Source organism: Actinoplanes sp. TBRC 11911 (genome assembly GCF_012933445.1).
In the GTDB taxonomy this organism is placed as follows: domain Bacteria; phylum Actinomycetota; class Actinomycetes; order Mycobacteriales; family Micromonosporaceae; genus Actinoplanes.
Window position 1 is genome coordinate 126,915 of the sequence record NZ_JABBNC010000024.1, and the last position, 24,770, is coordinate 151,684.

General features: G+C 69.7%; 22 protein-coding genes and 1 riboswitch. Of the genes, 10 read left to right on the forward strand and 12 right to left on the reverse strand.

Going from position 1 to position 24,770, the window contains the following annotated elements; genetic code table 11:
- Positions 1-35 precede the first annotated feature (35 nt).
- From HH310_RS28220 to HH310_RS28230, 3 genes are read left to right on the forward strand one after another with little or no spacing between them, the layout of a single operon-like run.
- A complete protein-coding gene (locus HH310_RS28220; RefSeq protein ID WP_248294488.1) occupies positions 36-956 on the forward strand; it encodes a serine/threonine-protein kinase in 921 nt (306 codons plus the stop codon).
- 54 nt (positions 957-1,010) lie between these two features.
- On the forward strand, positions 1,011-1,472 hold the full coding sequence (locus HH310_RS28225; protein ID WP_169178695.1) for a cysteine dioxygenase family protein: 462 nt from the start codon (positions 1,011-1,013) through the stop codon (positions 1,470-1,472).
- Complete coding sequence (locus tag HH310_RS28230) at positions 1,469-1,891, forward strand: rhodanese-like domain-containing protein (protein ID WP_169178696.1); 423 nt, start codon at positions 1,469-1,471, stop codon at positions 1,889-1,891. Before HH310_RS28225 ends, HH310_RS28230 begins: the two co-directional genes overlap by 4 nt.
- On the opposite strand, the gene HH310_RS28235 is transcribed toward HH310_RS28230, so the two are convergent.
- A complete protein-coding gene (locus HH310_RS28235) occupies positions 1,869-3,518 on the reverse strand; it encodes an MFS transporter (protein WP_169178697.1) in 1,650 nt (549 codons plus the stop codon). The two genes, HH310_RS28230 and HH310_RS28235, sit on opposite strands and share 23 nt — an antisense overlap.
- 83 nt (positions 3,519-3,601) lie before the next feature.
- Between HH310_RS28235 and HH310_RS28240 the strand changes: the two genes are divergently transcribed.
- Both HH310_RS28240 and HH310_RS28245 read left to right on the forward strand, forming a co-directional pair.
- On the forward strand, positions 3,602-4,327 hold the full coding sequence (locus HH310_RS28240) for a TetR/AcrR family transcriptional regulator (RefSeq protein WP_169178698.1): 726 nt from the start codon (positions 3,602-3,604) through the stop codon (positions 4,325-4,327).
- 52 nt (positions 4,328-4,379) lie between these two features.
- Entirely contained in the window at positions 4,380-5,921 is a 1,542-nt protein-coding gene (locus tag HH310_RS28245) for a GGDEF domain-containing protein (RefSeq protein ID WP_169178699.1), read from the forward strand.
- Here HH310_RS28245 and HH310_RS28250 read toward each other — a convergent pair.
- Together HH310_RS28250 and HH310_RS28255 are read right to left on the reverse strand one after the other, a co-directional pair.
- The gene (locus HH310_RS28250) at positions 5,916-6,473 is read right to left on the reverse strand and encodes a hypothetical protein (RefSeq protein WP_169178700.1); all 558 of its coding nucleotides are present in this window, start codon (positions 6,471-6,473) and stop codon (positions 5,916-5,918) included. The two genes, HH310_RS28245 and HH310_RS28250, sit on opposite strands and share 6 nt — an antisense overlap.
- 31 nt (positions 6,474-6,504) lie before the next feature.
- The gene (locus tag HH310_RS28255) at positions 6,505-7,509 is read right to left on the reverse strand and encodes a LacI family DNA-binding transcriptional regulator (protein ID WP_169178701.1); all 1,005 of its coding nucleotides are present in this window, start codon (positions 7,507-7,509) and stop codon (positions 6,505-6,507) included.
- A gap of 73 nt (positions 7,510-7,582) precedes the next feature.
- Here HH310_RS28255 and HH310_RS28260 point away from each other — a divergent pair, with 73 nt between their 5' ends.
- Positions 7,583-8,845: an MFS transporter gene (locus HH310_RS28260; RefSeq protein ID WP_169178702.1), complete on the forward strand. Its 1,263-nt coding sequence runs from the start codon at positions 7,583-7,585 to the stop codon at positions 8,843-8,845.
- On the opposite strand, the gene HH310_RS28265 is transcribed toward HH310_RS28260, so the two are convergent.
- Together HH310_RS28265 and HH310_RS28270 are read right to left on the reverse strand one after the other, a co-directional pair.
- The gene (locus HH310_RS28265) at positions 8,809-9,093 is read right to left on the reverse strand and encodes a helix-turn-helix transcriptional regulator (protein ID WP_169178703.1); all 285 of its coding nucleotides are present in this window, start codon (positions 9,091-9,093) and stop codon (positions 8,809-8,811) included. The genes HH310_RS28260 and HH310_RS28265 overlap by 37 nt on opposite strands.
- Positions 9,094-9,211: 118 nt before the next feature.
- The gene (locus tag HH310_RS28270; protein WP_169178704.1) at positions 9,212-9,817 is read right to left on the reverse strand and encodes a TetR/AcrR family transcriptional regulator; all 606 of its coding nucleotides are present in this window, start codon (positions 9,815-9,817) and stop codon (positions 9,212-9,214) included.
- Between the two features lie 178 nt (positions 9,818-9,995).
- On the opposite strand from HH310_RS28270, the gene HH310_RS28275 reads away from it, so the two are divergent.
- Together HH310_RS28275 and HH310_RS28280 are read left to right on the forward strand one after the other, a co-directional pair.
- Positions 9,996-10,892, forward strand: a complete 897-nt coding sequence (locus tag HH310_RS28275) for an ABC transporter permease (protein ID WP_169178705.1) — start codon at positions 9,996-9,998, stop codon at positions 10,890-10,892.
- Positions 10,849-11,661: an ABC transporter ATP-binding protein gene (locus HH310_RS28280; RefSeq protein ID WP_169178706.1), complete on the forward strand. Its 813-nt coding sequence runs from the start codon at positions 10,849-10,851 to the stop codon at positions 11,659-11,661. The genes HH310_RS28275 and HH310_RS28280 overlap by 44 nt, the downstream gene beginning before the upstream one ends.
- On the opposite strand, the gene HH310_RS28285 is transcribed toward HH310_RS28280, so the two are convergent.
- Entirely contained in the window at positions 11,662-12,693 is a 1,032-nt protein-coding gene (locus HH310_RS28285; protein ID WP_169178707.1) for a hypothetical protein, read from the reverse strand.
- 215 nt (positions 12,694-12,908) lie between these two features.
- Positions 12,909-13,046: riboswitch (cyclic di-AMP (ydaO/yuaA leader) on the forward strand.
- Positions 13,047-13,049: 3 nt separating this feature from the next.
- Here HH310_RS28285 and HH310_RS28290 point away from each other — a divergent pair.
- Complete coding sequence (locus HH310_RS28290; protein WP_169178708.1) at positions 13,050-14,084, forward strand: hypothetical protein; 1,035 nt, start codon at positions 13,050-13,052, stop codon at positions 14,082-14,084.
- Positions 14,085-14,121: 37 nt separating this feature from the next.
- Here the strand turns inward: HH310_RS28290 and HH310_RS28295 are convergent, their stop codons facing one another.
- From HH310_RS28295 to HH310_RS28320, 6 genes are all read right to left on the reverse strand, one after another.
- Positions 14,122-16,485 (reverse strand): glycoside hydrolase family 65 protein, encoded by a 2,364-nt coding sequence (locus tag HH310_RS28295; RefSeq protein WP_169178709.1) that lies wholly within the window; start codon positions 16,483-16,485, stop codon positions 14,122-14,124.
- Positions 16,486-16,535: 50 nt separating this feature from the next.
- Positions 16,536-17,276: an HAD family phosphatase gene (locus tag HH310_RS28300; RefSeq protein WP_169178710.1), complete on the reverse strand. Its 741-nt coding sequence runs from the start codon at positions 17,274-17,276 to the stop codon at positions 16,536-16,538.
- Between the two features lie 81 nt (positions 17,277-17,357).
- Positions 17,358-17,846: an ATP-binding protein gene (locus tag HH310_RS28305; RefSeq protein ID WP_169178711.1), complete on the reverse strand. Its 489-nt coding sequence runs from the start codon at positions 17,844-17,846 to the stop codon at positions 17,358-17,360.
- Between the two features lie 54 nt (positions 17,847-17,900).
- A complete protein-coding gene (locus HH310_RS28310) occupies positions 17,901-19,193 on the reverse strand; it encodes an ABC transporter ATP-binding protein (protein ID WP_169178712.1) in 1,293 nt (430 codons plus the stop codon).
- 131 nt (positions 19,194-19,324) lie between these two features.
- Positions 19,325-21,574, reverse strand: coding sequence for a bifunctional glycosyltransferase family 2 protein/CDP-glycerol:glycerophosphate glycerophosphotransferase (locus tag HH310_RS28315; protein WP_169178713.1), 2,250 nt, complete (start codon positions 21,572-21,574; stop codon positions 19,325-19,327).
- On the reverse strand, positions 21,571-23,613 hold the full coding sequence (locus HH310_RS28320; RefSeq protein ID WP_312034376.1) for a DUF5941 domain-containing protein: 2,043 nt from the start codon (positions 23,611-23,613) through the stop codon (positions 21,571-21,573). Before HH310_RS28320 ends, HH310_RS28315 begins: the two co-directional genes overlap by 4 nt.
- A 211-nt stretch (positions 23,614-23,824) precedes the next feature.
- Between HH310_RS28320 and HH310_RS28325 the strand changes: the two genes are divergently transcribed.
- Positions 23,825-24,016, forward strand: coding sequence for a PspC domain-containing protein (locus tag HH310_RS28325; protein ID WP_169178714.1), 192 nt, complete (start codon positions 23,825-23,827; stop codon positions 24,014-24,016).
- Positions 24,017-24,770 lie beyond the last annotated feature (754 nt).

Genomic DNA, 24,770 nt, shown 5'->3' on the forward strand with positions numbered 1-24,770 from the left:
CCCATCCGGGACCGGGCCGGCCGCGAAGCCCTTACATGACGGCATGCGCGGTGGACCGGGACATGGTGGTCGGCGACCGGTATCGGCTGATCGAGGTGATCGGCGCGGGTGGCATGGGCCGGGTGTGGCTGGCCGACGACGAGGTGCTGGGCCGGCGGGTGGCGGTCAAGGAGATCACCGCGCCGCCCGCGGATCTGCCCGACGGTCGTACGGTCGCCGAGGCCCGCGCCGCCGCCATGCTGGACCATCCGAACGTGGTCCGGGTCTTCGACGTCCTCTGGTGGTCCGGGCGGTCCTGGATCGTCATGGAGTACGCCGGTCCGCGCTCGCTGCACACGGCGATCGAGCAGGACGGCCCGTTGTCGCATCGCGACGCCGCCCGCGCCGGTCTGCAGATGCTGGCCGCGCTGCGGGCCGCGCACGCCGCCGGGGTCATGCACCGCGACGTCAAGCCGCACAACGTCCTGCTCGCCGACGACGGCCGGGTGGTGCTCACCGACTTCGGACTGGCCACGACGGACGGTCCGGACGTCGAGGTCCAGGAGGTCATGGGCTCGCCCTATTACCTGGCGCCGGAACGGCTGGGCCCGGGCCGGTCCGGACCGGCGGGTGACCTGTGGTCGCTCGGCGCCACCCTGTACGCGGCCACCGAGGGCCGTCCGCCGTTCGCCCGCAAGACGCTGACCGCGTCGCTGGTGGCGATCGCGACCGAGGAACCGGACCCGCCCCGGCGGCCGGGCCCGCTCACGCCGGTGATCCTGGACCTGTTGGCCAAGGATCCGGCCGCGCGGCCGGACGCCGCCGATCTGGAGCGCCAGTTGCGCCGGATCCTGATCGGCGCGGTGGGGGTCGCACGCCCGGCCGGCTGCCGCGTGCCGGCGCCGCGGGCGAACCTCGGGGGCTGGCGCGGGCGCGCGAGCGTGCCTCCCACATCGCGGAACCGGGTTGACCACTGATATCTGTGCTGTAGGCTCTCCCTAAAGCCTACAGTATTGATAGGAAATATATACATGAACGTCGCCCTCGAACTCGATCACCTCGCCATCGCGGCCCGGTATGCCGACGCTCCCGACGACTGGCCGGTCGCACCCCGGTACAGCGCCGCCGAGCGGTGGTACCACCGCCTCGCCGTCGCCGGCGATCACGAGGTCTGGCTGCTGACGTGGCTGCCCGGCCAGGGCACCGAGCTGCACGACCATGGGGGCTCGGCCGGCGCGTTCCAGGTCGTCGGCGGAACCCTGACCGAGGAGACCGTCGCCGGGACGCGGGGCACGCTTCAGGCACGCGAACTGAGCGCCGGCACCGGCCGCCGCTTCGGCACCCGGCACATCCACCGGATCACCAACCGCTCGGGCCGCCCGGCCGCCAGCATTCACGTCTACGGCCCGGCGCTGAGCACGATGACCCAGTACCGCCTCGGCCCGGACGGCCTGCGGGTGCTGACCGTCGAGCGGGCGGGAGCACAGTGGTGAGTGCCCCGGTCCTGACTCCCCCGCCCGGCTCGCTCAGCATCGACGAGATCCTCGCCGCCGCCCGCACCCGGCTGAGCCGCCTCGACCCGCACTCGGTGGCGGCCGCGGTCGCCCGAGGTGCCGTGCTGGTGGACATCCGGCCGGCCGCGCAACGGGCCGAGTCCGGCGAGATCCCGGGCGCGGTGATCATCGAACGCAACGTGCTGGAGTGGCGGCTGGACCCGCGCAGCGAGGCCCGGCTGCCGTTCGCGGACAGCTTCGATCTCGAGGTGATCGTCCATTGCGAGGAGGGCTACACCAGCAGCCTGGCGGCCGCCGCGCTGCAGGATCTGGGCCTGCGCCGGGCGACCGACCTGGCCGGCGGCTACGTCGCGTGGCGCGCCGCCGGCCTGCCGACTATTCCGGGCGGGCCCGTTTAGGCAGCAGGAACGCCAGCCCGAACACGAGGACCAGCAGCGCCAGCGTGACCCCGGTGGTGCGGATCGTGGCGCTCTGGAAGCCGGCCCGCACCTGTTCCTGGGCGTAGGCCGCGATCTCCGGGCTCTGCGCCCCGCCAGCTCCGTCGCAACTCGGCGGCACCACGCTCGGGTCGTCCGCGGCGGTACGGTCCCGCAGGCAGTCCCGCAACCCGCTGGCGACCGCCGCCTGGGTGTCCGACGGAACGCCGGCCGCGGTCAACGCCGTACGTAATGAGGCTTGTGATTGATCGACATGGGCGGTCACCTGGCCCGGCAGCAGGGCGAAGAACAGCGTGCCGAGCACCGCGATGCCGAACGCCCCACCGAGCTGCTGCACCGAGGTCAGCGCGCCCGAGGCCGAACCGGTCTCGGCGTCGTCCACACCGGCCAGCACGATGTTGAAGAACGGCGCCATCGCGAGACCCATCCCGGCGCCGACCAGGAACAGGCCCGGGATCAGCAGGTACGGGGTGATGTCCGCCCCGGCGAGCCAGATCGTCGTGCCGAAGCCGACCGTGCCCGCCATCATCACGACCACGCCGAGCATCAGCAGCCGCCGGCCCAGCTTCTCGACCAGTCCCATGCCGGCCGCGACGAACCCGACGACCGTGCCGATCGCCTGCGGCAGCGTGGTGAGCCCGGCCTTCAGCGGTGAGTAGCCGAGTCCGATCTGGAGGTAGAACGTGAAGACCAGGCCGGTGCCGATCATGCCGCCGAAGAACACCAGGCCCACCGCGAGACCGCCGGTGAACGCGCGCTTGCGGAACAGGCTCGGCGTCACCAGCGGGTCGAGCCCGTTCTTCTCGCGGCGGCTCTCGTAGCGCGAGAACAGCCCGAAGACGATCAGGCCGGCCGCCAGCATCACGAAGACCCAGACCGGCCAGTCCAGCTCCCGGCCCTGCACCAACGGGTAGAGCAGCAGGAACGCGCCGACCGCGGCGAGCAGCACGCCGAGCACGTCGAGCCGGGGCGGGCGCTCGTTGCTGAACTCGGGCAGGAACTTGATCGCGCCGAGCACGGCGAACAGGCCGAGCGGCAGGTTGATGAAGAAGATCATCCGCCAGCCGGCGCCGAAGTAGTCGGCGGTGACCAGCCAGCCCGCCAGGATCGGGCCGGCCACCGAGGACAGGCCCATCACCGGGCCGAACGCGCCGAACGCCTTCGCCTGCTCGGCCGGGCTGAACATCTGCCGGATCATGCCGAGCCCCTGCGGCAGCATGACCGCGCCGAAGAGGCCCTGCACGGCACGCGCGACGATCAGCTGGCCGGGCGACTGGGCGATGCCGCAGGCCAGCGAGGCCAGCGTGAAACCGGTCGCGCCGATCAGGAACATCCGGCGCCGGCCGAAGATGTCCCCGAGACGCCCGCCGGTGAGCAGGCCGATCGACATCGCCAGCGTGTACGCCGCGCCGAGCCACTGGATCAGGCTGTACGACCCGCTGAGCTCGTCCCGGATCACCGGGCCGGCGATGTTGGTGACCAGGGCGTCGAGCAGGTCCATCACCTCGACGGCCAGGATCACGGCGAACCCGATCCATCGGTATCGGTATAACGGTGGCGCCGCGGCTTTCTCAAGAACGGCTTCCATGGAGCTCCCCCCGAACGGTGTTCGTTATCTACGAACACCGTTCTAATGGCGAACACCGTTCGCGTCAAGTAGATTAAACGGCGATGAGCGAGCTCCCCTGGCGCCCCGGCAGCATCCGCCGGCCCAAGCCCGTGCGCACCGCCAAGATCCCGCTGACCCGGGCCGAGATCGTCCGGGCCGGTCTGCGCATCGTGCAGCGCGAGGGCATCGACGCGGTCAGCATGCGGCGGGTCGCGGCCGAGTTCGAGACCGGGCCGTCCAGCCTGTACGCCCACGTGACGAACAAGGACGAGCTGCTCCAGCTCATGTTCGACGAGGTGTGCGGCATGGTGACGCCGCAGGAGCCGGATCCGGCGCGCTGGAAGGATCAGGTCAAGGAGCTGGCCCGCACCGCTCATCAGGCGCTGGTCGACCACAACGACCTGGCCCGCGCCGCCCTGGCCACGATCCCGACCGGGCCGAACGCGTTGCGCATCTCCAACGCGATGATGGGGATCATGCTGTCCGGTGGCGTACCGGCGAAGATGGCCGCCTGGGCGATGGACCGGATCTTCCTCTACATCACCGCCGACGCGTACGAGTATTCGATCTGGCGCACCGAGGTGGTCGACGCCGGCGGCCAGAAGGAGTCCTACATCGCCCAGCTCGGCGAGGACCTGGTCGCCTACTTTGCCCAGCTCCCCCCGGAAAAATACCCGTACATACAGAAGAACGCCGAAGCCATGGTCGGCGGGGGCATCGAGGCGCGCTTCGAGTTCGGCCTCGAGATGCTGGTAGACGGTTTGGACAAGTACACGTCGGAATCCTGACGGTCGCATCTCTGCCGTAGTTGATCTGGTGCTTTTTGTTGATACTGAGGACATGAACGGCTCGCGCCTGCCGGTCCCGGTCACCGTGTTCGGCCCGCTGCACCTGCTGGACCTGCGCGTGCACCGGCTCGCGACCACCGGCCACGGGCACGAGGCGTTGCGCGCCGCCGACGCGTACCTGGCCATCGCCCGTGCCTGCGGCGACAGCCGCACCGTGCCGTTCCTGATCCAGGGCAAGATGTATGCGAATCTCGCCATCGGCCGCATCCCGGAGGCCGCCGACCTGGGCGAGCGGCTGTTACGCCTGCACCACGCCGTCGGATCGGTGCTCGGCGAGGCCAAGGCACTGTGCGACCTCGCGCATTTCGACCTGCTGCGCGGCCGCGACGTGGACGCGATGCGCAACCTGGCCCGCGCGGCGGCGCTGCTCGACCTGCCGCACTCCGATGGCGACCGCCACCGCTCGGCCCTCTGCTCGTTCGCCGAGGCGGCCACCGCGGCCGAGATGTACGAGACCGCCGCCTCGACGTACGAACACCTCAGCGAGGCCGGCGCCGGGTTCGCGCTGGTGCACGCGGTGACCTTGCTCTACTGGGGACTGCGGCTCGGCCACGTCGGACGCCACGACGAGGGCGCGGCCCGGCTGCGGCGCAGTGCCGAGATCACCCGCCGGCACGTCGACGAGCGCCCGGACGACCCGGTCGCCGCGGCCATGCTCGCGCTCGCGCTGGCCAAACTCGGCGACATCATCCCGGCCGAGAAGCTGGCCCGCGACGCGGTGCTGCCGTTACGCGACGAGGAGAATTTCCAGTACGCCCGGATGGCCCACCTGGCGCTCGGGATCAGCCTGCGCACCCACGGGATGCTGGCCGAGGCCCGGATGGAGTTCCTGGCCGCCGGCGAGCTGTGCGACTTCGGTGTGCGCCCGGACGAGAAACCGATCATCCGGTTCGAGATGGCGCTGACCGCGCTCGAGTCGGATGCCGGTCAGTCCAGCCGGGACATGTTCGCCGCGGTCGAGGGCCAGACCCGCGAGCTGTGGCGGCTGCGCCTGCAACGGCTCGCGATGCTGCGCCAGGCCCGCCAGCGGGAGGAGGCCGAGGCCGCCCGCGACCGCGCCGAGCGCGAGGTGCTGCGCGACCCGCTCACCGGCCTGGGCAACCGCCGCCGCTTCGACCTGCTGCTGGACCGGATCGACGCGGGCCGCATCCCGCCGCCGCTGATCCTGCTCCTGGTCGACGTGGACCACTTCAAGACGATCAACGACGTCTACTCGCATTCGACCGGCGACCGCGCGCTGCGCGAGGTGGCCCGGATCCTGCGGGCGCACTGCCGGGCCGAGGACATCCCGGTGCGGTACGCGGGCGACGAGTTCACCGTCTTCCTGCGCGGTGACCTGGCGGTCGGCCGCGAGGTCGCGGAGCGGATCCGGGCCGCGGTGGCGTCCTCCGACATTCTTCCCGGCGTACGCCTCACGGTCAGCGTCGGGCTGGCCGAGCTGGCCGACGGGATGACCGGCGACATGCTGTTCCGGCAGGCCGACGACCGCCTCTACGCCGCGAAGTGGAGCGGCCGCAACACGGTCGCGTCATAGCGGCTTCACCACGCCGGACCGCCCGCTGTAGAGGCTGCGGGTGCCGTCCACGCCGCGCGGGGTGTCCGGCGCGTCGAGCCACACGATGTACGCCTCGCCCGAGGTCAGGCCGGTGATCGTGGCACTGCCCTCGCACTGCGACCCGGGGGTGACGGTCTTCCAGACGGGCTCGGGCTGCGCACCGGTGACCAGGCTCTGCTTGACGGCGGCGACCCGATAGGTGCTGCCGTACCGATTGGGCCACTGCACGGTCAGCGAGCCCGCCCCCGGGGTGACCTGCAGCGGGATGAACACCTGCCCCTGATACTCCGGCCACGCGATCTTGCAGGCCGCGCCGGCGGCCGGGGGCAGGAACGACACCGGCGGCAGGGCGGGCTTGGCCACCCCGCCGTACTGGGACGCCGTCGCGCTGGGCGTGGCCTGACCGGGCTTGACCACCACCCACGGCTGCCCGGCGGCCGTCGCGCTACCACTCGGCGCCGGAGTGGCCGACCCCCCGCTGCACCCCCCGAGCGCGAGCGCGACAAGGACCAGCGCGCTTCTGACTCGCACGCTTACCCGATCGGCGCCCGCCCGCGTCGCCTTAGCGGCTCGGCGAGGGGATCGTCGTGGTGCCGCGGACCACCAGGCGGGGTGGGATCACCACCTCGCGGTGCACCACCGGGGCGCCCTCGATCCGCTCCACCGCGCGCGCGACCGCCAGCGTCGTCAACGTCTCGATGTCCTGCGCGACCGTCGTCAGGTCAATGTGCGCGAGCCGGCTGAAGCTGCTGTCGTCGTAGCCCACCACGCTGATGTCGCTGGGCACCGACAGCCCGCCGCGCAGCAGCACGTCCAGCAGGCCGGTCGCGCTCATGTCGTTGAACGTGGTCACCGCGGTCGGCGGGTCGTCGAGCAGCTCCCGGGCGGCCTTCGCGCCGTCCTCCTCGAGAAAACCCCCCGAGACCACCCTTGCGTACGCCTCGAGCCCGTGCCCTTTCATCGCGTCCCGATAGCCCTGCCGCCGGTCCGCCGAGGCGATCATCCGACGTCCGCCGTCCACGTGCGCGATCTTTCGATGGCCCAGCTCGACGAGGTGGTCGACGGCCAGGTGCTCGCCGCGGACATCGTCGGTGCGGATCACGTCGACGGCCTTGTGACGAACGCCACGCATCATCGACACCACCGGCATCCGGTCGGCCAGCGCGCCCAGCTCGGCGGCCGGCAGTTGCGGTCCGAGCAGCACCAGCGCCGCGCACCGGTCCTGCAGCAGGCTCCCGATCGCGGTCCGTTCGTCGCGCCCGGGTGTCATCGCGCTCAGCGTCAGCTCGTACCCGACCTGCGCCGCGGCGGCGTACAGCCCGGTCAGCATGTCCGCGTGGAACGGATGCTGCACGCCGAAGACCACGCCGAGCAACCGGCTGTGGCCGCTGCGTAACAGCCGGGCCCGGCTGTCCGGCTGGTAGTCCAGCCGGCGCGCCACCTCCAGGACCCGCTCGCGGGTGGCGGCGCTCGCACCCGGTGCGTCACGCATCACGATGGACACCAGCGCGACCGAGACGCCCGCCTCGGCAGCGACGTCGGCAAGTGTCGGGCGAGCGGTGGTCATTCCCGAAAGTTTACGTGTGATTACTAGAACGTTCTATGCACGACACCGCCTAGAACGTTCTAGAGTCGATCTAGTGGAAAACCTCACCGCGTCCCGCCGCTGGGCAGCGCTTCTCGCTCTCGCCCTCGGCGGTTTCGGCCTCGGTCTGACCGAGTTCGTGGCCGTCGGCCTACTGCCCGACATGGCTCACGACCTCCTGCCTTCCCTGTACGCCCAATCGTCCGCCGACGCCGTCGCCAAGGCCGGCTGGGTGATCACCGTCTACGCGCTGGGCGTGGTCGCCGGCGCGCCCACGATCGCCGCCCTGACCGCCCGGGTGTCCCGCCGCCGCCTGGTGCTGGGCCTGCTCGGGCTGTTCGTCGTCGGAACCGTCGCGTCCGCCCTGGCGCCCACGTTCGAGCTGGTCCTGGCCGGCCGGTTCATCGCGGCGCTGGCCCACGGGGCCTACTTCGGGGCGGCCGGGCTGCTGGCGTCCGCGATGCTGGGCCCGGGCAGCGAGGGCAAGGGCTTCGCCGTGGTGCTGAGCGGTCTCACCGCCGCGAACGTGTTCGGGGTCCCGCTGATCACCAGCCTCGGCCAATCGACCGACTGGCGCGTCGCGTACCTGGCGGTGGCCGGTGTCTTCGCCTTGACCCTGCTGGCGGTACTGGTCACCGTCCCGCACGTGGCCGCCGCGCCCGGCGGTTCGCCACGGGCCGAGTTGCGCGCCTTCCGGTCCTCGCAGGTGTGGCTGGTGGCCCTGGTGGCCGCGGTGGGCTTCGGCGGCTTCTTCGCGGTGAACAGCTACATCGCGCCGGTGACCACGCACGTCACCGGCCTGTCCTCGGCGGCCGTCCCGTGGGCGCTGGCCAGCGTGGGCCTGGGCATGACCGTCGGGAACGCCCTGGGCGGCATGGCGGCGGACCGCAACCTGCGCCGGAGCATCCTGCTCGGCTTCGGCGGCATGATCGTCACGGTGGCCCTATTCGGCATCGTGGCGCGCAACCCGGTCGGCCTGTTCGTGTCGGCGTTCCTGGTCGGCGCGGCCAGCCTGTTCATGGGCCCCGCCCTGCAGGCGCGGCTGATCACGGTGGCGCCCGGAGCCCAACTGATGGGCGCCGCCGTGAACCAGTCCGCGACGAACATCGCCAACAGCGTCGGCGCGGCCCTGGGCGGTGCCGTGATCGCCGCGGGCTGGGGTTACCTGTCCCCGGCCTGGATCGGGGTGGTGCTGGCCGCGCTGGGCCTGATCCTGGCCGCCCTGAGCTTCCGCCTGGACCGGCGCCGCGCCGCAGCGGCACCGCCGGTCCAGGAGAACCGTCACGCGATGGCCGCGACGGCTCCGTCCTCGAAATAGATGGCTTGATGCAGGCGCCCGCCCAGCGCTGCCGCGTAGCGGGCGACGACCTCCTGGTTCGCGACCTTCCCCTGTTCGATGTGGGAAACCCGCGCCTTGGTGATCTTCATCCGTTCCGCGACCTGGCGCTGGGTCAGGCCACGAGCCCGTCGTAGGGCCGCGAGCCGCCGCCCCAGCGCCACCGACGTCAGCCGTTCCACGCCGACGCCTTCCAGCTGAATGTGCTGCCGGTCCGATAAGTCGTTCATACGCCGCCGTCCGGTTATCGCGGGGCCGCCCACGAAGGGGGCACGGGCGACCCCGGCGCCCAGGAAACCCTAGGCGCGAGGACAGTGTACTTAGGACGACTTGCTCAGCGTCAAGAGGTTAATCCGGAACGGTATTGCGCATCGCTGCCATCACGGCCGACGTGAGCTTCTCCAGATAGTCGTCGGCCAGCGGAGTACGGGAGACGGCCAGGTGCCAATACAACGGGCCGAGGATCATGTCGACGGCCACCTCGGGGTCGGTGCCGGCGGGCAGTTCGCCGCGCGCCACGGCCTGGCCGACCAGCTTGTCGCCGACCGCGGTCTGATGGGTGCGCAGCGCCTTCTGCAGGGTCTCGGCGATCTGCTGGTTGCGCGCGGCCTCGGCCATCAGGTCCGGGATGATCTGCGAGGCGATCCGGTGCTGGAGGGCCCGGCTCACGATCATCATGATCAGCTGAAGGTCGCCCGCGAAGCTGCCGGTGTCGGGCAGCGGGACACTACGGCCGGCGACGTCCTCGACAATCTCCAGGACCATCTCGAGCTTGTTTCCCCAGCGGCGGTAGATTGCGGTCTTGCCCACGCCCGCGCGGCGCGCCACCGCTTCGATGGAGAGCCTGCCATAACCCACCTCAGCCAGCTCGTGCATCACCGCGTTGCGGATCGCCGCGGTGATGTCGCCTCGAAGTACGGCCGCCCCGGCAGGTGCTCGCTTTCCCGTCGCCACGCGGTCACTATACGCCAGGACGTAACGGTTGCGTTCCGCCCTTCGGTCGGATAGCCTTCCGGCACGTCGATACGAGTCCGTTCCATCGACGGTATCTTGGCATTCTGCTTAAGTGTTCTCGCGGAAAGAACCAGGGCCCGGAACCCCTCACGGGCCGACGAGATCGGAGCTCCACCCCATGGCTCAGATGGCGGTCGCCGATTCCGACACCGGGTTGGCACCACAGGAGGTCGCCCGGCGCAACGGCCTGACGGCAGCCGGACGCCTGCCCTCCCTGCCGGAGTACACCCGGCAGCTCTGGTCGTACCGGCACTTCATCACCGCGTTCGCGAATGCGAAGGTGACGGCATCGCTGGGCACCACCCGGCTCGGCATGCTGTGGCAGGTCCTGACCCCGCTGATCAACGCGGGTGTCTACTACGTGATCTTCGGCGTGCTGATCAACACCAAGCGCGGCGTGGACAACTTCATCGCGTACCTGTGCATCGGTGTTTTCATCTTCGGCTTCACCCAGTCCGTGGTGCAGGCCGGCTCGAACTCGATCATCAGCCATCTGGGTCTGATCCGGGCGCTGCACTTCCCCCGGGCGAGCATCCCGATCTCGATCACGCTGGTCGAGGTCCGCAACATCATCGTGTCGATGATCGTGCTGATGGTGATCGTGTTCGCCTCCGGTGAGCCGCTCACCGTGGAGTGGCTGCTGATCATCCCGGCCCTGATACTTCAGGCGACCTTCAACGCCGGCCTGGCGATGTTCGTGGCCCGGCTCGCCAGCAAGGTGCACGACGTCCGGCAGCTCATCCCGTACATCATGCGGATCTGGATGTACGGCTCGGCGGTGCTCTACCCGGTCACCAACTTCACCGACCACCTGCACGGCTGGAAGCTGACCGTGGTGGAGGCCAACCCGCTGCTGGTGTTCATCGAGCTGATCCGCCACGCGCTGATGGAGAACGTGCAGCTGGCCGGCACGCCGATGCGGCTGTGGACCGAGGCCGTGGCGTGGACCGTGGTCGTCGGCCTGGGTGGGTATGTGTACTTCTGGCGTGGAGAGAAGGGCTACGGCCGTGGCTGACACCGATCGCGTTCCCACCGTCATCGCGCACAACGCGCACATCATCTACCGGATTCACGGCGCTGCCGGGTCCGGCACCAACTCGCCGCTGGCCAGCCTCAAGCGCATCGTCACCGGCACCAAGAACGCGGCGACCCGCGAGGTGCACGCGGTCAAGGGCGTCAGCTTCACCGCGTACAAGGGTGAGGCCGTCGGCCTGATCGGCAGCAACGGGTCGGGCAAGTCGACGCTGCTGCGGGCGATCGCCGGGCTGCTGCCGGTCGAGCAGGGCGGCGCGATCTACGCGGCCGGCCAGCCGTCGCTGCTCGGCGTCAACGCGGCCCTGATGAACGACCTGTCCGGCGAGAAGAACGTGCAGCTCGGCTGCCTGGCCATGGGGATGACCCCAGCCCAGGTGAAGGCCCAGACCGGGGACATCATCGAGTTCTCCGGGATCAACGAGCGCGGCGACTTCAGCTCGCTGCCGATGCGGACGTACTCGTCCGGCATGGCGGCCCGGCTGCGCTTCTCGATCGCCGCCGCCAAGAAGCACGACGTGCTGCTGATCGACGAGGCGCTGGCCACCGGTGACGCGAAGTTCCGCAAGCGCAGCGAGGCCCGGGTGCGCGAGCTGCGTCAGGAGGCCGGCACGGTGTTCCTGGTCAGCCACAGCGAGCAGTCGATCCGGGACACGTGCGAGCGGTCCATCTGGCTGGAGTCCGGCGAGATCCGCGCCGACGGCGCGACCGACGACGTGATGAAGGAATACGAGTCCTACATCAACAAGTGATTACCGCACCGACAGGTGCACGTGATTGGTGTGGTCGCTGGAGGGGTCTCCATTTCCTCCGCTGTACGCCTTCCAGCCGCTGCTCGGTAGCCAGATGCGTCTGAACCAGATGACGTAGAGCACGCCCAGCCGATCACTGTTGTTGATGAAGTAGTTCGCGAGCCGGGTCCCGTAGTCCTTACTGGACCCGCTCGCGACGCCGCCGAAGCCCTTCGTGTCGGCCGCGAAGTCGCACGCCCGGCCCTTGGGATGCTCGCCGGTGGCCTGATGCCGGAAGCACGCGACGAAGTGCGTGAAGCCGGCCCCCTTGGCCTGCTGCATCGCGTGCAGCAGCCGGGGCGTGATGCAGCCGTCGGTGGTCGGGTCGTTGATCGAGCAGCCCTCGGCCGGCAGCGAGCCGTCGGAGTTACGCGGCACCGCCGTCGCGGTCTTGCTGCTCCCGCCGTCGCTCGCCTGCGGGGCGTCCTGACCGGCGTTGGCCTCCTTGAGCGCGGCCTCGGCCTGGGCCTTGCGCTTGGCCATCAGGTTGAGCTGCTTCTGCTGGTCCCGGATCGCCTGGTCGACCGCGAGCTTGGCGGCCGCCTGCCGGTCCCGGTTGGCCCGCAGGTCGGCGACCACCTCGTTCTCGCGGGCGGCGACCGTCTGCAGTGTCTCGGCGCGGTCCAGGAAGGCGCCGGTCGAGCTGGCCGACAGCAGCGCGCTCATCGGTCCGAGGCGACCGGTCGTATAAGACTGCCGGATGACCGTGTCGACCGCCTGCTGGCGCGGCCCGAGCTCGGCGTCCAGCTTCTTGATCTCGGCGGTCAGCGCCGCCTGCCGCTTCTGGGACGCGGCCAGCGCGTCCTTCGCGTCGACGAAACCGCGTGACGCCGCGTCGAGCTGCTGAATCAGGGTCTTGGACCCGCCTTCGCCGTCGTCCCCGGAATCACCCGGAGCGGCGAACGCGGAGCTGGCCGTGGACACGGCCAGTCCGGAGGTCGCGACAACTAGCGCTAGCAAAATCGCCAGACGCCGCCGGACAGATTTCTGCACATCAAATCCTTCCGTCGGCCGCCGACGATACCCAAGACATCCATTGATCGACAGATTTCGTACGCAGCGCCAGAGGCCGGCGACACACCGTGAATGTGGTCACGCAATGTCGCTGCGACATCACAGAATTGGTGTTTGCGGAGCGCTGAACCATTCCACACTGTCCGGTAAACTCGCGTCCGGCCTGCCGCCGAGGCGCCGCCCCCGAGGTGCCGGGCAGGCCACCGCCTAATCGCCGCGAGGCGAGCCGGGGACCCAGGTTTTCCCGGGGTGAATCCGCTGTTCCTAGCGGTAGGGATCGCTTCCGTCCCGAACCCGTCAGCTAACCCGGTCGGCGGCCGACGGAAGGATTGTGCATGACCGTACGACCGCGCCGATTGCTGATCGTGGCACTGGCGCCGCTCGTGGCAGCGGCGTTGTTCGTCACACCCAGCTCGCCGGCCAACGCGGAACCGGGCAGCGGCACGTCGGACACCGCCGACGAGAAGACCACCGGCGGCGAGGACGATCTTCTGCTGAACGACGTGCTGGAGTCCTCGAACCGGCGCTTCGTCCAGGCCAAGGCCGCGGTGACGAAATCGACCGCCACGCAGAAAAAGCTGGCCGCCGACATCAAGGTTGCCGAGGCCCGGCGCGACAAGCTGGTCCCCGAGGTCAACGCGATCGCCGCGAAGCAGTATCAGACCGGCAACATCGGCACGATGGGCTACCTGCTCGGCAGCAACGGCAACGACGACTTCCTCTCCAAGGCGATCTCCCTCTCCGAGATCAACAGCTTGCAGGACCACTCGCTGCACGAGCTCAACTCGGCGATCGACGAGGTCAACAACACCAAGGCCGCGCTGGACGCGGAGGTCAAGCAGCAGCAGACCAATCTCGCCTCGATGGCCAAGCAGAAAGAATCCGCCGAGAAAGCGCTCTCGCTGGTCGGTGGGGAATCCCTGACCGGCGGATTCGTCGACGCGAAATCGGCGGTGGCGGCCCCCGCGCCGCGCAATGCCGACGGCGGTTTCTCGCCGGAGAGTTGTTCGGTCGACGACCCGACGACGAATGGCTGCATCACGGCGCGCACCCTGCACCTCTACAAAGAGGTGAAGAAGGCCGGCTTCAACAGATTCGTCGGGTGTCACCGCGACGGCGGCCCGTTCGAGCACCCCAAGGGCCGGGCCTGTGACTGGTCACTGCAGAAGAGCGGGTTCTCGGTCGCGCACAACGCCGACATGAAGAAGTACGGCAACGACCTGATGGCGTTCCTGGTGCGTAATGCCGACCGGCTCGGCATCTATTACGTCATCTGGTTCAAGCAGATCTGGTTCCCCACCACCGGCGTGTGGAAGGCCTATCACGGCGTCAGCGACCACACCGACCACGTGCACGTGTCGCTGCTGTGACGAAATGAGGGGCGCCCGACTTGGGCGCCCCTCATTTCTAGCTTGTCGCGCGGCGCACCGGGGCGCGCCCGGCCGGCTGGGTCGGTGCCGGGCCGACCGGCAGCGCCGGCGGTATCGGCACGGCCACCGGCTTCACCTGGGTCACCTCGACCTCCTTGCCGTGATGCACCAGCACCAGGCGGGCCGAGCCGCCGCCGTTACGCAGCGAGTAGGTGACCTCGTCCGGGGTCACGTTCACACGCAGCCGCAGGCCCCGCCAGAGCAGCGAGAACTCCAGGTTGCTGATCCGGCTGGGCAGCCGCGGCGCGAACGACAACTGGCCGTTGAAGTCGCGCATGCCGCCGAGGCCCGCCACCAGCGCGATCCAGGACCCGGCCAGCGACGCCACGTGCACGCCGTCGCGGGCGTTCTGGTGCAGGTCGTGCAGGTCCATCAGGGCCGCTTCGCCCAGGTAGTCGTGGGCCAGCTCCAGATGACCCGTCTCGGCCGCCATGACGGCCTGCACGCACGCGGACAGCGACGAGTCCCGCACCGTACGGGCGTCGTAGTAGGCGAAGTTGCGCGCCTTCTCCTCCGGGGTGAACGCGTCCCCCCGGATGTACATCGCCATCACCAGGTCGGCCTGCTTGACCACCTGCTTGCGGTACAGGTCGAAGTACGGGTAGTTCAGCAGCAGCGGGTACGCCTCGGGCGGCGTGTTCTCGAAGTCCCACTCCTGCAGCCGGGTGAAGCCCTCGGACTGCTGATGAACACCCAGTTCCCGGTCGTACGGGATGTGCACCGCAGCCGCCGCATCCCGCCACGACGCCATCTCCTCGTCGTCCACGCCCAGTTTGTGCGCCAGGTCGGGGTGACGCTTCGCGGCCTCGACGGCGGTGAACATGTTCTGCTGCGCCATCAGGTTGGTGTAGATGTTGTCGTCCACCACCGCGGTGTACTCGTCCGGGCCGGTGACCCCGTCGATGTGGAACCGTCCATGCCGGTCGTGGTGCCCCAGCGAACGCCACAGCCGCGCCGTCTCGATCAGGAGTTCGAGCCCCACCTCACGCTCGAAGTCGTAATCGCCGGTCGCCTGGACGTAGCGCCGCACCGCGTCCGCGATGTCCGCCCCGATGTGGAAGCCCGCGGTGCCGGCCGGCCAGTACGCCGAGCACTCCTGGCCACGGATCGTCCGCCACGGGAAGGCCGCACCCTGCAGGCCCAGCGTCTGCGCCCGCTCGCGCGCCAGGTCGAGCGTCGAATGTCGCCAGCGCAGCACGTCCGCGGCCGCCGAGGGCTGGGTGTAGGTCAGCGCGGGCAGCACGAAGGTCTCGGCGTCCCAGAACGTGTGGCCGTCGTAGCCGGGGCCGGTCAGCCCCTTCGACCCGATCGGGCGCAACTCGGCCCGGGCACCGGCCTGCAGCGTGTGGAACAGCCCGAAGCGGACCGCCTGCTGCACCTCGGGGTCGCCCTCGACGCGTACGTCGGAATGGTCCCAGAAGGCGTCCAGGAACTCTCGCTGGGCCTCCACCAGGCCCTCCCAGCCGTCCAGCCGGGCACTGGCGAGCGCCGCACCCACCTGGTCGCGGATGGCGGGCAGCGAGCGGTTGCCGGACCAGCCGTACGCGGCGATCTTGACCACGCGCAGCTTCTGCCCCGGCTCGAGCTTGCTGGCGACGGTCGTGCGCAGCCAGTCCGGGTGCCCCTCGGTGGTGATCGCGTGCTTGCCGGGCGCCTCGACCAGGTGCTCCATGGCGGCGGCCATCCGAAGGTCGCTGTTCTTGGTGCGGTGCACGAGCAGCCCGCCGGAGCGCTGCTCGAGCATCTCCTCGGCCTGCAGCGGGTGGTCGAGGACGGCGGCGACGCGGGGGTCCTTGCTCATCGGCGGCAGCTGCTCGTTGGCGACCAGCTCCGACTGCAGGATCAGCCGGGCGGACGCGTCGAGCGGCTCCACCTCGTAGAGGAACGCCACGACGGCACGCTGGGTGAAGGACACCAGGCGCACGGTGCGGACCCGGATGGCCTGGCCGGACGGTGACACCCACTCGACGTTGCGCTCGAGCGTGCCGGCCCGCAGGTCCAGGACCCGCTCGTGGGACCGGAGCTCGCCGTAGCGCACGTCGAACGGCTCGTCGTCGACCAGCAGCCGCATGAGCTTGGCGTTGGTCACGTTGATCATGGTCTGGCCGGATTCCGGGAATCCGTAGCCGGCTTCTGCGTAGGGCAACGGGCGCAGCTCGTAGAACGAGTTGAGATACGTCCCGGGAAGGCCGTGCGGCTCACCTTCGTCAAGGTTGCCGCGCATCCCGATGTGTCCGTTGGCCAGCGCGAACACCGACTCGGACTGGGCCAGCAGGTCCAGGTCGAGGCGAGTCTCCCTGATATGCCAGGGGTCGACGGGATAAGCCCGTTCACGGATCACGGTGGAGCCTCTCGTACATGAGAAAGAGAAAGTCTTGAAAGATACGCGATCTAGCGCGTGAGGAGTTCTGACAAGTCCGTGACAACGATGTCAGCCCCGTTTTCCAACAACGCCTGGGACTGTCCGACCCGGTCCACCCCAATGGTGATCCCAAACCTGCCCGCGTGGCCGGCCGCGACTCCGGCGAGGGCGTCCTCGTACACCGCGCAGTTCTCCGGGGGTAGCCCGAGCAGCTTGGCCGCGTACAGGAAGGTGTCGGGAGCCGGTTTGCCCGGCAGGTTCTGCTCGCGGGCGACGATCCCGTCCACCCGGACCTCGAGGAGGTCCGCGATGCCCGCCGCCTCCAGCACGTCCTTGCAGTTGGCGCTGGCCGACACGACGGCACGGCGCAGCCCGGCCGCCTGAGCGGCCTTGAGGTACTCCACGGAGCCGTCGTAGACCTTCACGTGGCCGTCCCTGATCTTCTGCAGGACGAGCTCATTCTTCTTGTTGCCGATGCCGTTGACGGTCAGCTGGTTGGGACCGTCCTCCGGGCTGCCCTCGGGCAGGGTGATTCCGCGAGAGGCAAGGAACGTACGCACCCCGTCGGCGCGTGGCCGGCCGTCGACATACTGGTGGTAGTCGGCGCCGGAGTCGAACGGCACGAACTCTTGCCCATGCTGCGCCGACCACGTCTCGAGGAACGCGTCGAACGTTTGTTTCCACGCAGCATTGTGCACGAGCGCGGTCTGCGTCAGCACGCCATCAAGATCGAAAAGGCATGCGGTTACTTGGGGAGGAAGTCCGAGCACGCGCCCAATGTAGCCGCACTACGCCGTAGGTGTGGGGGGAAGGCCGCCTTCACGTGTTCACCAGGCGTTCAAACTTATGTTTCAGCTGCGTACGGCGTGGTGCGGCAACAGTATCCGCAGGCAGATGGTAGTGCCGATCGGGCCGGTGGCCACCGTCACCTCGTCGCACAACTGGTGTGCGAGCCAGATGCCGCGGCCGCCCACCTGGTACGCCGCGGGCACCCCTGGCTCGGCGAGGAACTCGGCCGGGATGCCGGGCCCGGAGTCGGTCACCGTGCAGAACGCCGAGCCGTCCGCGAGCCACAACGCGAGACGGCCATGGCCGCCGGCGTGCACCACGGCGTTGGTGACCATCTCGTTGATCGCGAGCACGAAGCCCTGCAGCCGATCACCGCCGAGACCGGCCGCGCTCACCCGCGCCGACACCTCGTGCCGGATCGCGGTGATCTCCGCACGGCCGAACCGCCGGTCCACCAGCAAGTCGCCCGGCAGGCGAGCGGGCGATGCGGCGACATCGGCCGGCTCCGCACCCGGAGCCGAACGCACGCCTTGGCCCAATCTGTCCTCCACCGAGGTGCAGCCTACGCGGTGCGACTCCCTGGTGGCAGGAGGCGCCGCTGATGTTCAGCGCCAACCGACGTCGATCCGGCCGCCCCGCTCGTCGAAGAAGTGGAGAGCGTCCATGCGCACGGACACCGCGAGCGGGTGCCCGGGGGCCACGGCCGGGTAGGGCGCCAGCCGTACCGAGAGCTCGGCCGCCCGGCGATTGTGCCGGCCGCTGTTGAGCACGCTGGGCGCCTCGGTCTCCAGGGTCCGCACCGCGGTGCCGCCGCGACCGGTCAGCCGCTGCAGCGCGTTCTTGAGGACGCCGCCGCCGTTTCCGGCCGTCTCCGCCTCCGGTGCCGTACCGCCGATCTCGTCCACCACCACGGCGGTCGCGCCGATGTCCAGGTACGCCAGCGACTCGTGCCCGTGGTGCTCCAGATAGCGGATCCGGCCGCGGAAGACGGCGCCCGGCGTGTCGATGGCGACCGGGGTGAGCGCCTCGGCGCGCAGCCCCACCACGATCCGCTCGCCGTGGTAATGCGCCACGGCCCGCGCGCGGATGTCGTTCCACGGCAGGTAGAGCGCCTGCTCACCGAAGTTGAGCTGGATGTAGCGGTCCAGGTGCACGTAGACCGCGGCCTCCAGCAGATTCATCCGGGGCGAACCCAGGAACGCCGCCACGTAGAGGGTGGCCGGACGCCCGTACACCTCGGTGGGGGTGCCGACGTCCTGCAGCACGCCGCGGCGCAGGATCGCCACCCGATCCGCCATGGTCAGCGCCTCGGCCTGGTCGTGCGTCACGTACATGGTGGTGACGCCCAGCTCGCGGGTCAGGCCGGTGATCTCGTTGCGGAGTTCGGCGCGCAGGCCGCTGTCCAGGTTGGAGAGCGGCTCGTCCATCAGGAAGAGCCCGGGGCGTCGGATGATCGCGCGGCCCATCGCCACGCGCTGCCGTTGGCCGCCGGACAATTGGCCGGGTTTGCGGCCGAGGACGTCGCCGATGCCCAGGGCGGTCGCCACGTCACCGACGCGTTCGCCGCGCGGCCCCGGGTCCACTTTCGACAATTTCAGCGGAAAGCCGATGTTGTCACTCACCGACATGTGCGGATATAACGCGAAATCTTGGAACACCATCGCGATGCTCCGGTCGCGCGGCGGCACCTCCAGCACCGGCGAACCATTCAGCAGAATGTCCCCTTCGGACGGATCCTCCAGGCCGGCGATCATGCGAAGAATGGTGGACTTGCCGCACCCGGAAGGCCCCAGAAGGACCATGAATTCGCCGTCGCCGACGTCAAGACTCGCGTGATTGACCGCCACGGTGCCGTCCGGCCAGATCTTGGACACGTCTTTGAGCGCGACGGTGGACACCGTCAACCTCCCGGGGGAAGAAAGGCTGTGATCCCGGTCCCACGACGGCCGGCGATCGCGCTCACTCTGACGAAGAGTGTCTATATCCCACCATCGGGTGAACGTGCCATTCGCGCAGCGTGATCACGCCATTACGGGTGATCGTTCAGGAACACCCGGCGTACGACGCGCTCGGCCGCGTGGCCGTCGTCGAGATAGCAGAATCGCTCGCGGAAAGCCCGACGGATCTTGGCGTTGGCGTCATCGCGGTAGGCGCCACTTCGGAATATCTCCACCAATTCCGGATAAGCCCGTGCAATTGCGCCCGGCGGCTTGTCCATCAGGTCGAAGTAGACACCGCGCAGATCCCGGTAGGTGTCCCAGTCCGGCGCGAAGATCACGATGGGGCGATCCAGAACCGCGTAATCGAACATCGCGGACGAATAGTCGGTCAGCAGCACATCGGCGGCGAGATAGAGATCCTCCACCACAGGATGCCCGGAGACATCGACCAGGCCGCCGGTCAGCGCCGGCTCGCCGGGCGTGGCGGCCGGCCGGCCGGGCATCGCGGCCGGCACGCCGGGCATCGCGGCCGGCACGCCGGGCGTAGCCGCCGGCACGCCGGGCGTAGCCGCCGGCACGTTGAAATAGTGTGCCCGGACCAGCAGCACCGTGTCCGGTCCGAGCGCTTCGGCGAGCCGCTCCACCTCCAGCACCGAGGTGCCGGACGGCAGCCACTCGCGATGCGTCGGCATGTAGAGCACCACCCGCTTGCCGGCCGGGATGCCCAACTTCTCGCGGACGGCGGCGACCTCCGCCGCGGTGGTGGTCGCCAGGCGGTCGTTGCGCGGATACCCGACCTCGAGCGTCTCGTAGTCGCACGGATAGGCCCGCGACCACGCGATCGTCGTATGAGCGTTCGCGCTGATGCTGTAGTCCCAGCGGTCCGCCCGGCGCATCTGGCTCGCGAAATCTTGGTCGAGCGCGGCCGCCGGATGATCGAGCTGATCGATGCCCATCATCTTCAGCGGGGTGCCGTGGTGGGTCATCACGTGGGTGGTGCCGGGCCGCTTGGCGATCCGGTTCGGCCAGTTCACGTTGTTGATCAGGTAGCGGGCGCGGGCGAGCGCCCGGAAGTACGCCCGCGTGCCCGCGACCACGTACTCGGTGCCGGGCGGCACCAGATGAGTCCGGGAGGCTTCGATCACCCAGACCGGCCGGATGTGCGGGGCCAGCTCGGCGGCCTTACGGGCGATCGCGGCCGGGTTGCAGTTGACGCCGCGATACCAGTAGGCGGCGTACAGCGCCAGCGACTCGTCGACCGACCGCCGCCGCTGCATCTGGTAGTAGGCCAGGCCGAGGACCTGCCGCGCGCGGTGCGGGATCCGGAGCCCGGGCAGGCGCATCCGCTTCTGCAACCCGCGCACGGCCTGCTTCGCGAGCTCCAAGGACCGGAACATCCCGTACGCGTCCCGCTCGATCAGTCGATAGCGAAGGCCCTCGAACCGGCCCGGCATCGGGAAGCCCTCGGCGGGCCGGAAACGGCGATAGTCGGCGGCGATCCGGTGGAAGAACCGTCGGCGCGAACCGGCCGGCACCCGGGTGTCGTGCCGCAGCACCGTCAGGTAATGCCAGATCATCCGGCGGAACAGCAGGCCACGCACCTCGGGACCGGGCGAGGCGTACTCCTCGGCCAGCTCCAGCGCGTGCTGCCAGTGGTCGAAGACCTCGAAATGCCGGTCTCCCACCGTCCGGGTGATCGCGCCGGTGCGGCGCTGCCGGTAATGCACACACGTGCGGGGCAGGGTGCTGATCCGCTCGGCGGCCAGCAGCACCGGGTAGCTGAACGACACGTCCTCGTACCAGCCGGCCTCGAACTCGAAGCCCAGCCGGGTCAGCAGGTCGCGCCGGATCACCTTGTTCCAGGCCACGTGCAACACATTCAAGATCTGCGGGTACGCCTCGGTGGAGAAAAGGCCCGGCGCCCGATCCAGCGCCCGTTTCGCGGTGCCCGACTCCACCGTGCCGTCCCAGTGCACCCGGTCCCAGCCGACGATCAGCACGTCCGCCTCGGTTTCCCGCAGCCGGGCGGACACCGCGGCCAGCGAGCCCTCGGACATCCAGTCGTCGCTGTCGAGGAACCACACGTACTCGCCGGTGGCGTGCTCCAGACCCAGGTTGCGGGCGCGCCCCAGCCCGAGATTCTCCGGCGGGGTCACCACCCGCACCCGCGGGTCGCGCTCCGCGTACTCGGCGAGGATCTCGCCGGTGTGGTCGGGCGAGGCGTCGTCGACCGCGATGATCTCAAAGTCGCCGAACGACTGGCTGAGGATCGAGTCCAAGCACTGGCGTAGATATCCCTGCACCCGATAACACGGGAGCACGATGCTCAGCGATGTCACGCCGGGACCTCACCTCGTCGCCAATCGGTTACCGCGTTAGCCAGAAACATTCCGCAGGTCAGCCCGGCGAGTAACGCTTCACCGAGGGTAGCTTGACCGACCACGGCGGCCACCGTGAGCAGCAGGACCCGTCCGTCCCAGCCGAGCGGGCCACCGGCCCGGCCACCGGGCGCGCCCTTCTCCATCCGGGCGGTCAGGTCGTAGTGCCGCAACGCCAGCGTGAAGAGCAGAAGGTAGACCACCGCGGGCGGCACGTCGTACGCCAGTCCCACGCCGACGACCAGCAGGTATTCGGCGGCGCGCAGGGCGGCCGGGACCAGCCAGTCGAGCGGTCCATCATGACGGGCGCGGGCCGGCAACCCGTCGGCCAGCACGATCAGCGCGGTGATGACGACCGGGATACCGCCGTCCACCCAGCCGGCCAGCAGCGCCGCCACCAGGGCGGCCGCGACCAGTGCGGCGAGCCCGGCGAAGGCCAGCGGCGCGGGCAGACCCGCCCGGCCGAGCACCGCGCGGACCAGCGGGCCGTCGTCGCGGTGCCGCGCGGTGTCCACGGTGTCGAGCACCCCGACCCGCATGGACAGGGCGCGCAGCGAGCGCAGGGCCAGCGTGTACGCGAAGGCGAGCAGTCCCCAGCCGACCACGGCGATCAACGCCACCCGCCCGTTGGTGACCATCGCCAGGATCGCGATCAGCGCCCACCGCTCGCCGATCGGGAAGACCACGATCCGCTTCAGCCAGTAGGCGGCCGAGCCGGTGTCGCCCTGCACCTTGGTGGACGCCGCACTAAGCCGGGCACCGACACCGGCGGCCGCGGCGGCCCGCGGGCGTGCGGCGGCCTCGTCGTGCAGCGCGCCGTACCAGGTGTCCGTCATGTGCCGCACGGTTTGCAGCAGAATGGCGGTAATGGCCAGCGGCCAGGCGTACGGCAGCCCGATCCGCTCGGCACCGGCCGCCAGACCGGCATACACCGCGTACTCCTTGGCGCGGTCGGCCATCGTGTCCAGCCAGCCGCCGAACGGGTCGAAGCGCCGCGTGTACCTTGCGAGCTGGCCGTCCACGCAGTCGAGCACGAACCCGAGGTAGAGCAGGATGCCGCCGGCGACCATCGCGGGCCGCGACGCCTGCCAGAACGCGAGCGCGGCGGCCACCGCGAACACCACGGACAGCGCGGTGACCCCGGTCGGCGTCAATTTGAGTCGCGCGGCCGCCTTGGTGACGATCGGGGACCAGGTGCTCACCGCGTACGTGGTGAAGAAGTCGTCCTTTTCCTTGACCGCGAGTCGCAGCCGCGCCTTGTCCTCGTCCACGGCCGCCACCGCCTGCCGCGCCCGGAGCAACTCGTCGGTGGTGTGCACCTGCTCGGCGTGCAGCAGCCGCACCGGCGTGGCAATCGGGACAAGTCCGGCGTCAAGCAGCGCTTTTAGCAAATCGGGCGCGTCGGCGACCTCGGCGAGCAGCGGCAGGTCGGCCGGCGCCAGGCACATCGCCCCCACGTACCGAACCGTGCCCGGCCCGCCGCCCGCCGCCAGCACCCGCCCGCGGTCCTCCCGCAGGTCGCCGTCCGGGTCAGCGACAACGAGCACGGTGCTGCGCCCGGTCGGCTCGGTGGCCAGCAGCCAGAGCAGGCTCGGGTGCGCGACGAGGTTGTCCGCACAGACGAGCAGCCGCTCCCCCGCGGCCTGCGCCCGCCCCGCCATCTCACGAACCTGAGCCGCCCCCGCCATCTCACGAACCTGAGCCGCCCCCGACCTCTCCCGGAGCACCCCTGAATCCGCCGCCCGCTCACGCAGCAGCCCCGGCCCGGTCGCAGGCTCGCCGAGCGGCCCCGCCGAGCGCTCACCGGACGGCGCCCCCGAAGGCTCGCGGAACGGCATCGGCGCCCCCGAAGGCTCGCGGAACGGCATCGGTGCTGCCGGGCGCTCGACGGCTGAGGCGCCGGCGGCCCGCAGGGCATCGACCAGATCGTTCGCGAGCCGCTCGGCATCGGCGGGATCGAGGGCGTTGCCGGTGCCGGCGCTGAGGACGGCGAGGGTCACCCGGCTTGCCTCCTCATCACTGTCCGGACCACGACAGGGATAAGTGCCCGGAATTGGCCCCCAGGTTAACAGTGGGCCACATCCGGGTACGGGTCACCCTTACGGGAGCTCGATCACCCTAATCCACCTGGGGACCGAGGGAGAGCGCCCCAACCGCCCCTACCTTCGTAAATGGTCATGGCGCCCGGCCGCGACCTCGACAAAGGAGTGAATGACCGTGCCCAGCCGCCTCGCCCGCCCACGTGACGACCGTTGGATCGCCGGCGTCTGCTCCGGCCTGGCCCGCCGCTTCGGCCTCTCGTCGAACGTGGTCCGCCTGATCTTCGTAATCTCCTGCCTGCTCCCCGGCCCCCAGTTCCTGATCTACCTGGCCCTGTGGATCGTGCTGCCCCAGGAGCGCTGACCGCCAGGTACGCACGGCCGGCGATGTCTACCTGCCGCGCGCACCTGCCGCGCCCCAAGGCGCCCCCACCCGCGCCTCCATGATCACCGGACGCCGCCGGTGGCTGCCCCCGAAGCCGACGGCGTCCGGTCCCCCTCACCCCCGGCCCACACCCCACCAGGACGTTTGGCCCACATTCACAGCTTTCACGCGCCGAGCGCGCACCACACAGCGTCATCATCCAGCACCACACAGCCGCACGACACAGCGTCACCCAGAACCACACAGCATCACCACACGGCATCGGCCACTCGCCTCGAAGCCGCCACGCCCGTCAACGAAGCGGTAGAACGGCGGCACACACAGCATCGGCCACGCATCGGCAAGCACACAGCATCGGCCAGCACACAGCATCGGCCAGCACACAGCATCGGCCGCGCATCGACCGATCGCCGATCTCGCGGGCGACCGTCCGCGCTTCCAAATAGCAGCGGCCCCTACTGCGAGAAGGTGAGCACCGAAACCGTGGCCGCCGCCGTGCCCGCATATCCGATATTTCCGGCGCCAGATCAATCGGCTGGGCTGCCGGTCAGGCGGGTGGCGCGCTGCGGTTCCATTCCGTGGGATGGGCGGCCACTTGCTGAGAGCGGCGCCCACATCCTGGACAAGCGTCCGCGATGTGGGACTCGCGTCCATTGTGGATGAGGGTTTTGCCACATAATACGGCTTTTGTCCGCACGGGTTTTCGGGCTGAATGTGAACCTTGGAGAGTTAG

Bases quoted from the DNA above. Each gene is read 5' to 3' on its own strand.
- HH310_RS28220 (WP_248294488.1), top strand. From the start codon at position 36: ATGACGGCATGCGCGGTGGACCGGGACATGGTGGTCGGCGACCGGTAT.
- HH310_RS28225 (WP_169178695.1), top strand. From the start codon at position 1,011: ATGAACGTCGCCCTCGAACTCGATCACCTCGCCATCGCGGCCCGGTAT.
- HH310_RS28235 (WP_169178697.1), bottom strand. From the start codon at position 3,518: ATGGAAGCCGTTCTTGAGAAAGCCGCGGCGCCACCGTTATACCGATAC.
- HH310_RS28240 (WP_169178698.1), top strand. From the start codon at position 3,602: ATGAGCGAGCTCCCCTGGCGCCCCGGCAGCATCCGCCGGCCCAAGCCC.
- HH310_RS28245 (WP_169178699.1), top strand. From the start codon at position 4,380: ATGAACGGCTCGCGCCTGCCGGTCCCGGTCACCGTGTTCGGCCCGCTG.
- HH310_RS28255 (WP_169178701.1), bottom strand. From the start codon at position 7,509: ATGACCACCGCTCGCCCGACACTTGCCGACGTCGCTGCCGAGGCGGGC.
- HH310_RS28265 (WP_169178703.1), bottom strand. From the start codon at position 9,093: ATGAACGACTTATCGGACCGGCAGCACATTCAGCTGGAAGGCGTCGGC.
- HH310_RS28275 (WP_169178705.1), top strand. From the start codon at position 9,996: ATGGCTCAGATGGCGGTCGCCGATTCCGACACCGGGTTGGCACCACAG.
- HH310_RS28280 (WP_169178706.1), top strand. From the start codon at position 10,849: ATGTGTACTTCTGGCGTGGAGAGAAGGGCTACGGCCGTGGCTGACACC.
- HH310_RS28290 (WP_169178708.1), top strand. From the start codon at position 13,050: ATGACCGTACGACCGCGCCGATTGCTGATCGTGGCACTGGCGCCGCTC.
- HH310_RS28325 (WP_169178714.1), top strand. From the start codon at position 23,825: ATGACCGTGCCCAGCCGCCTCGCCCGCCCACGTGACGACCGTTGGATC.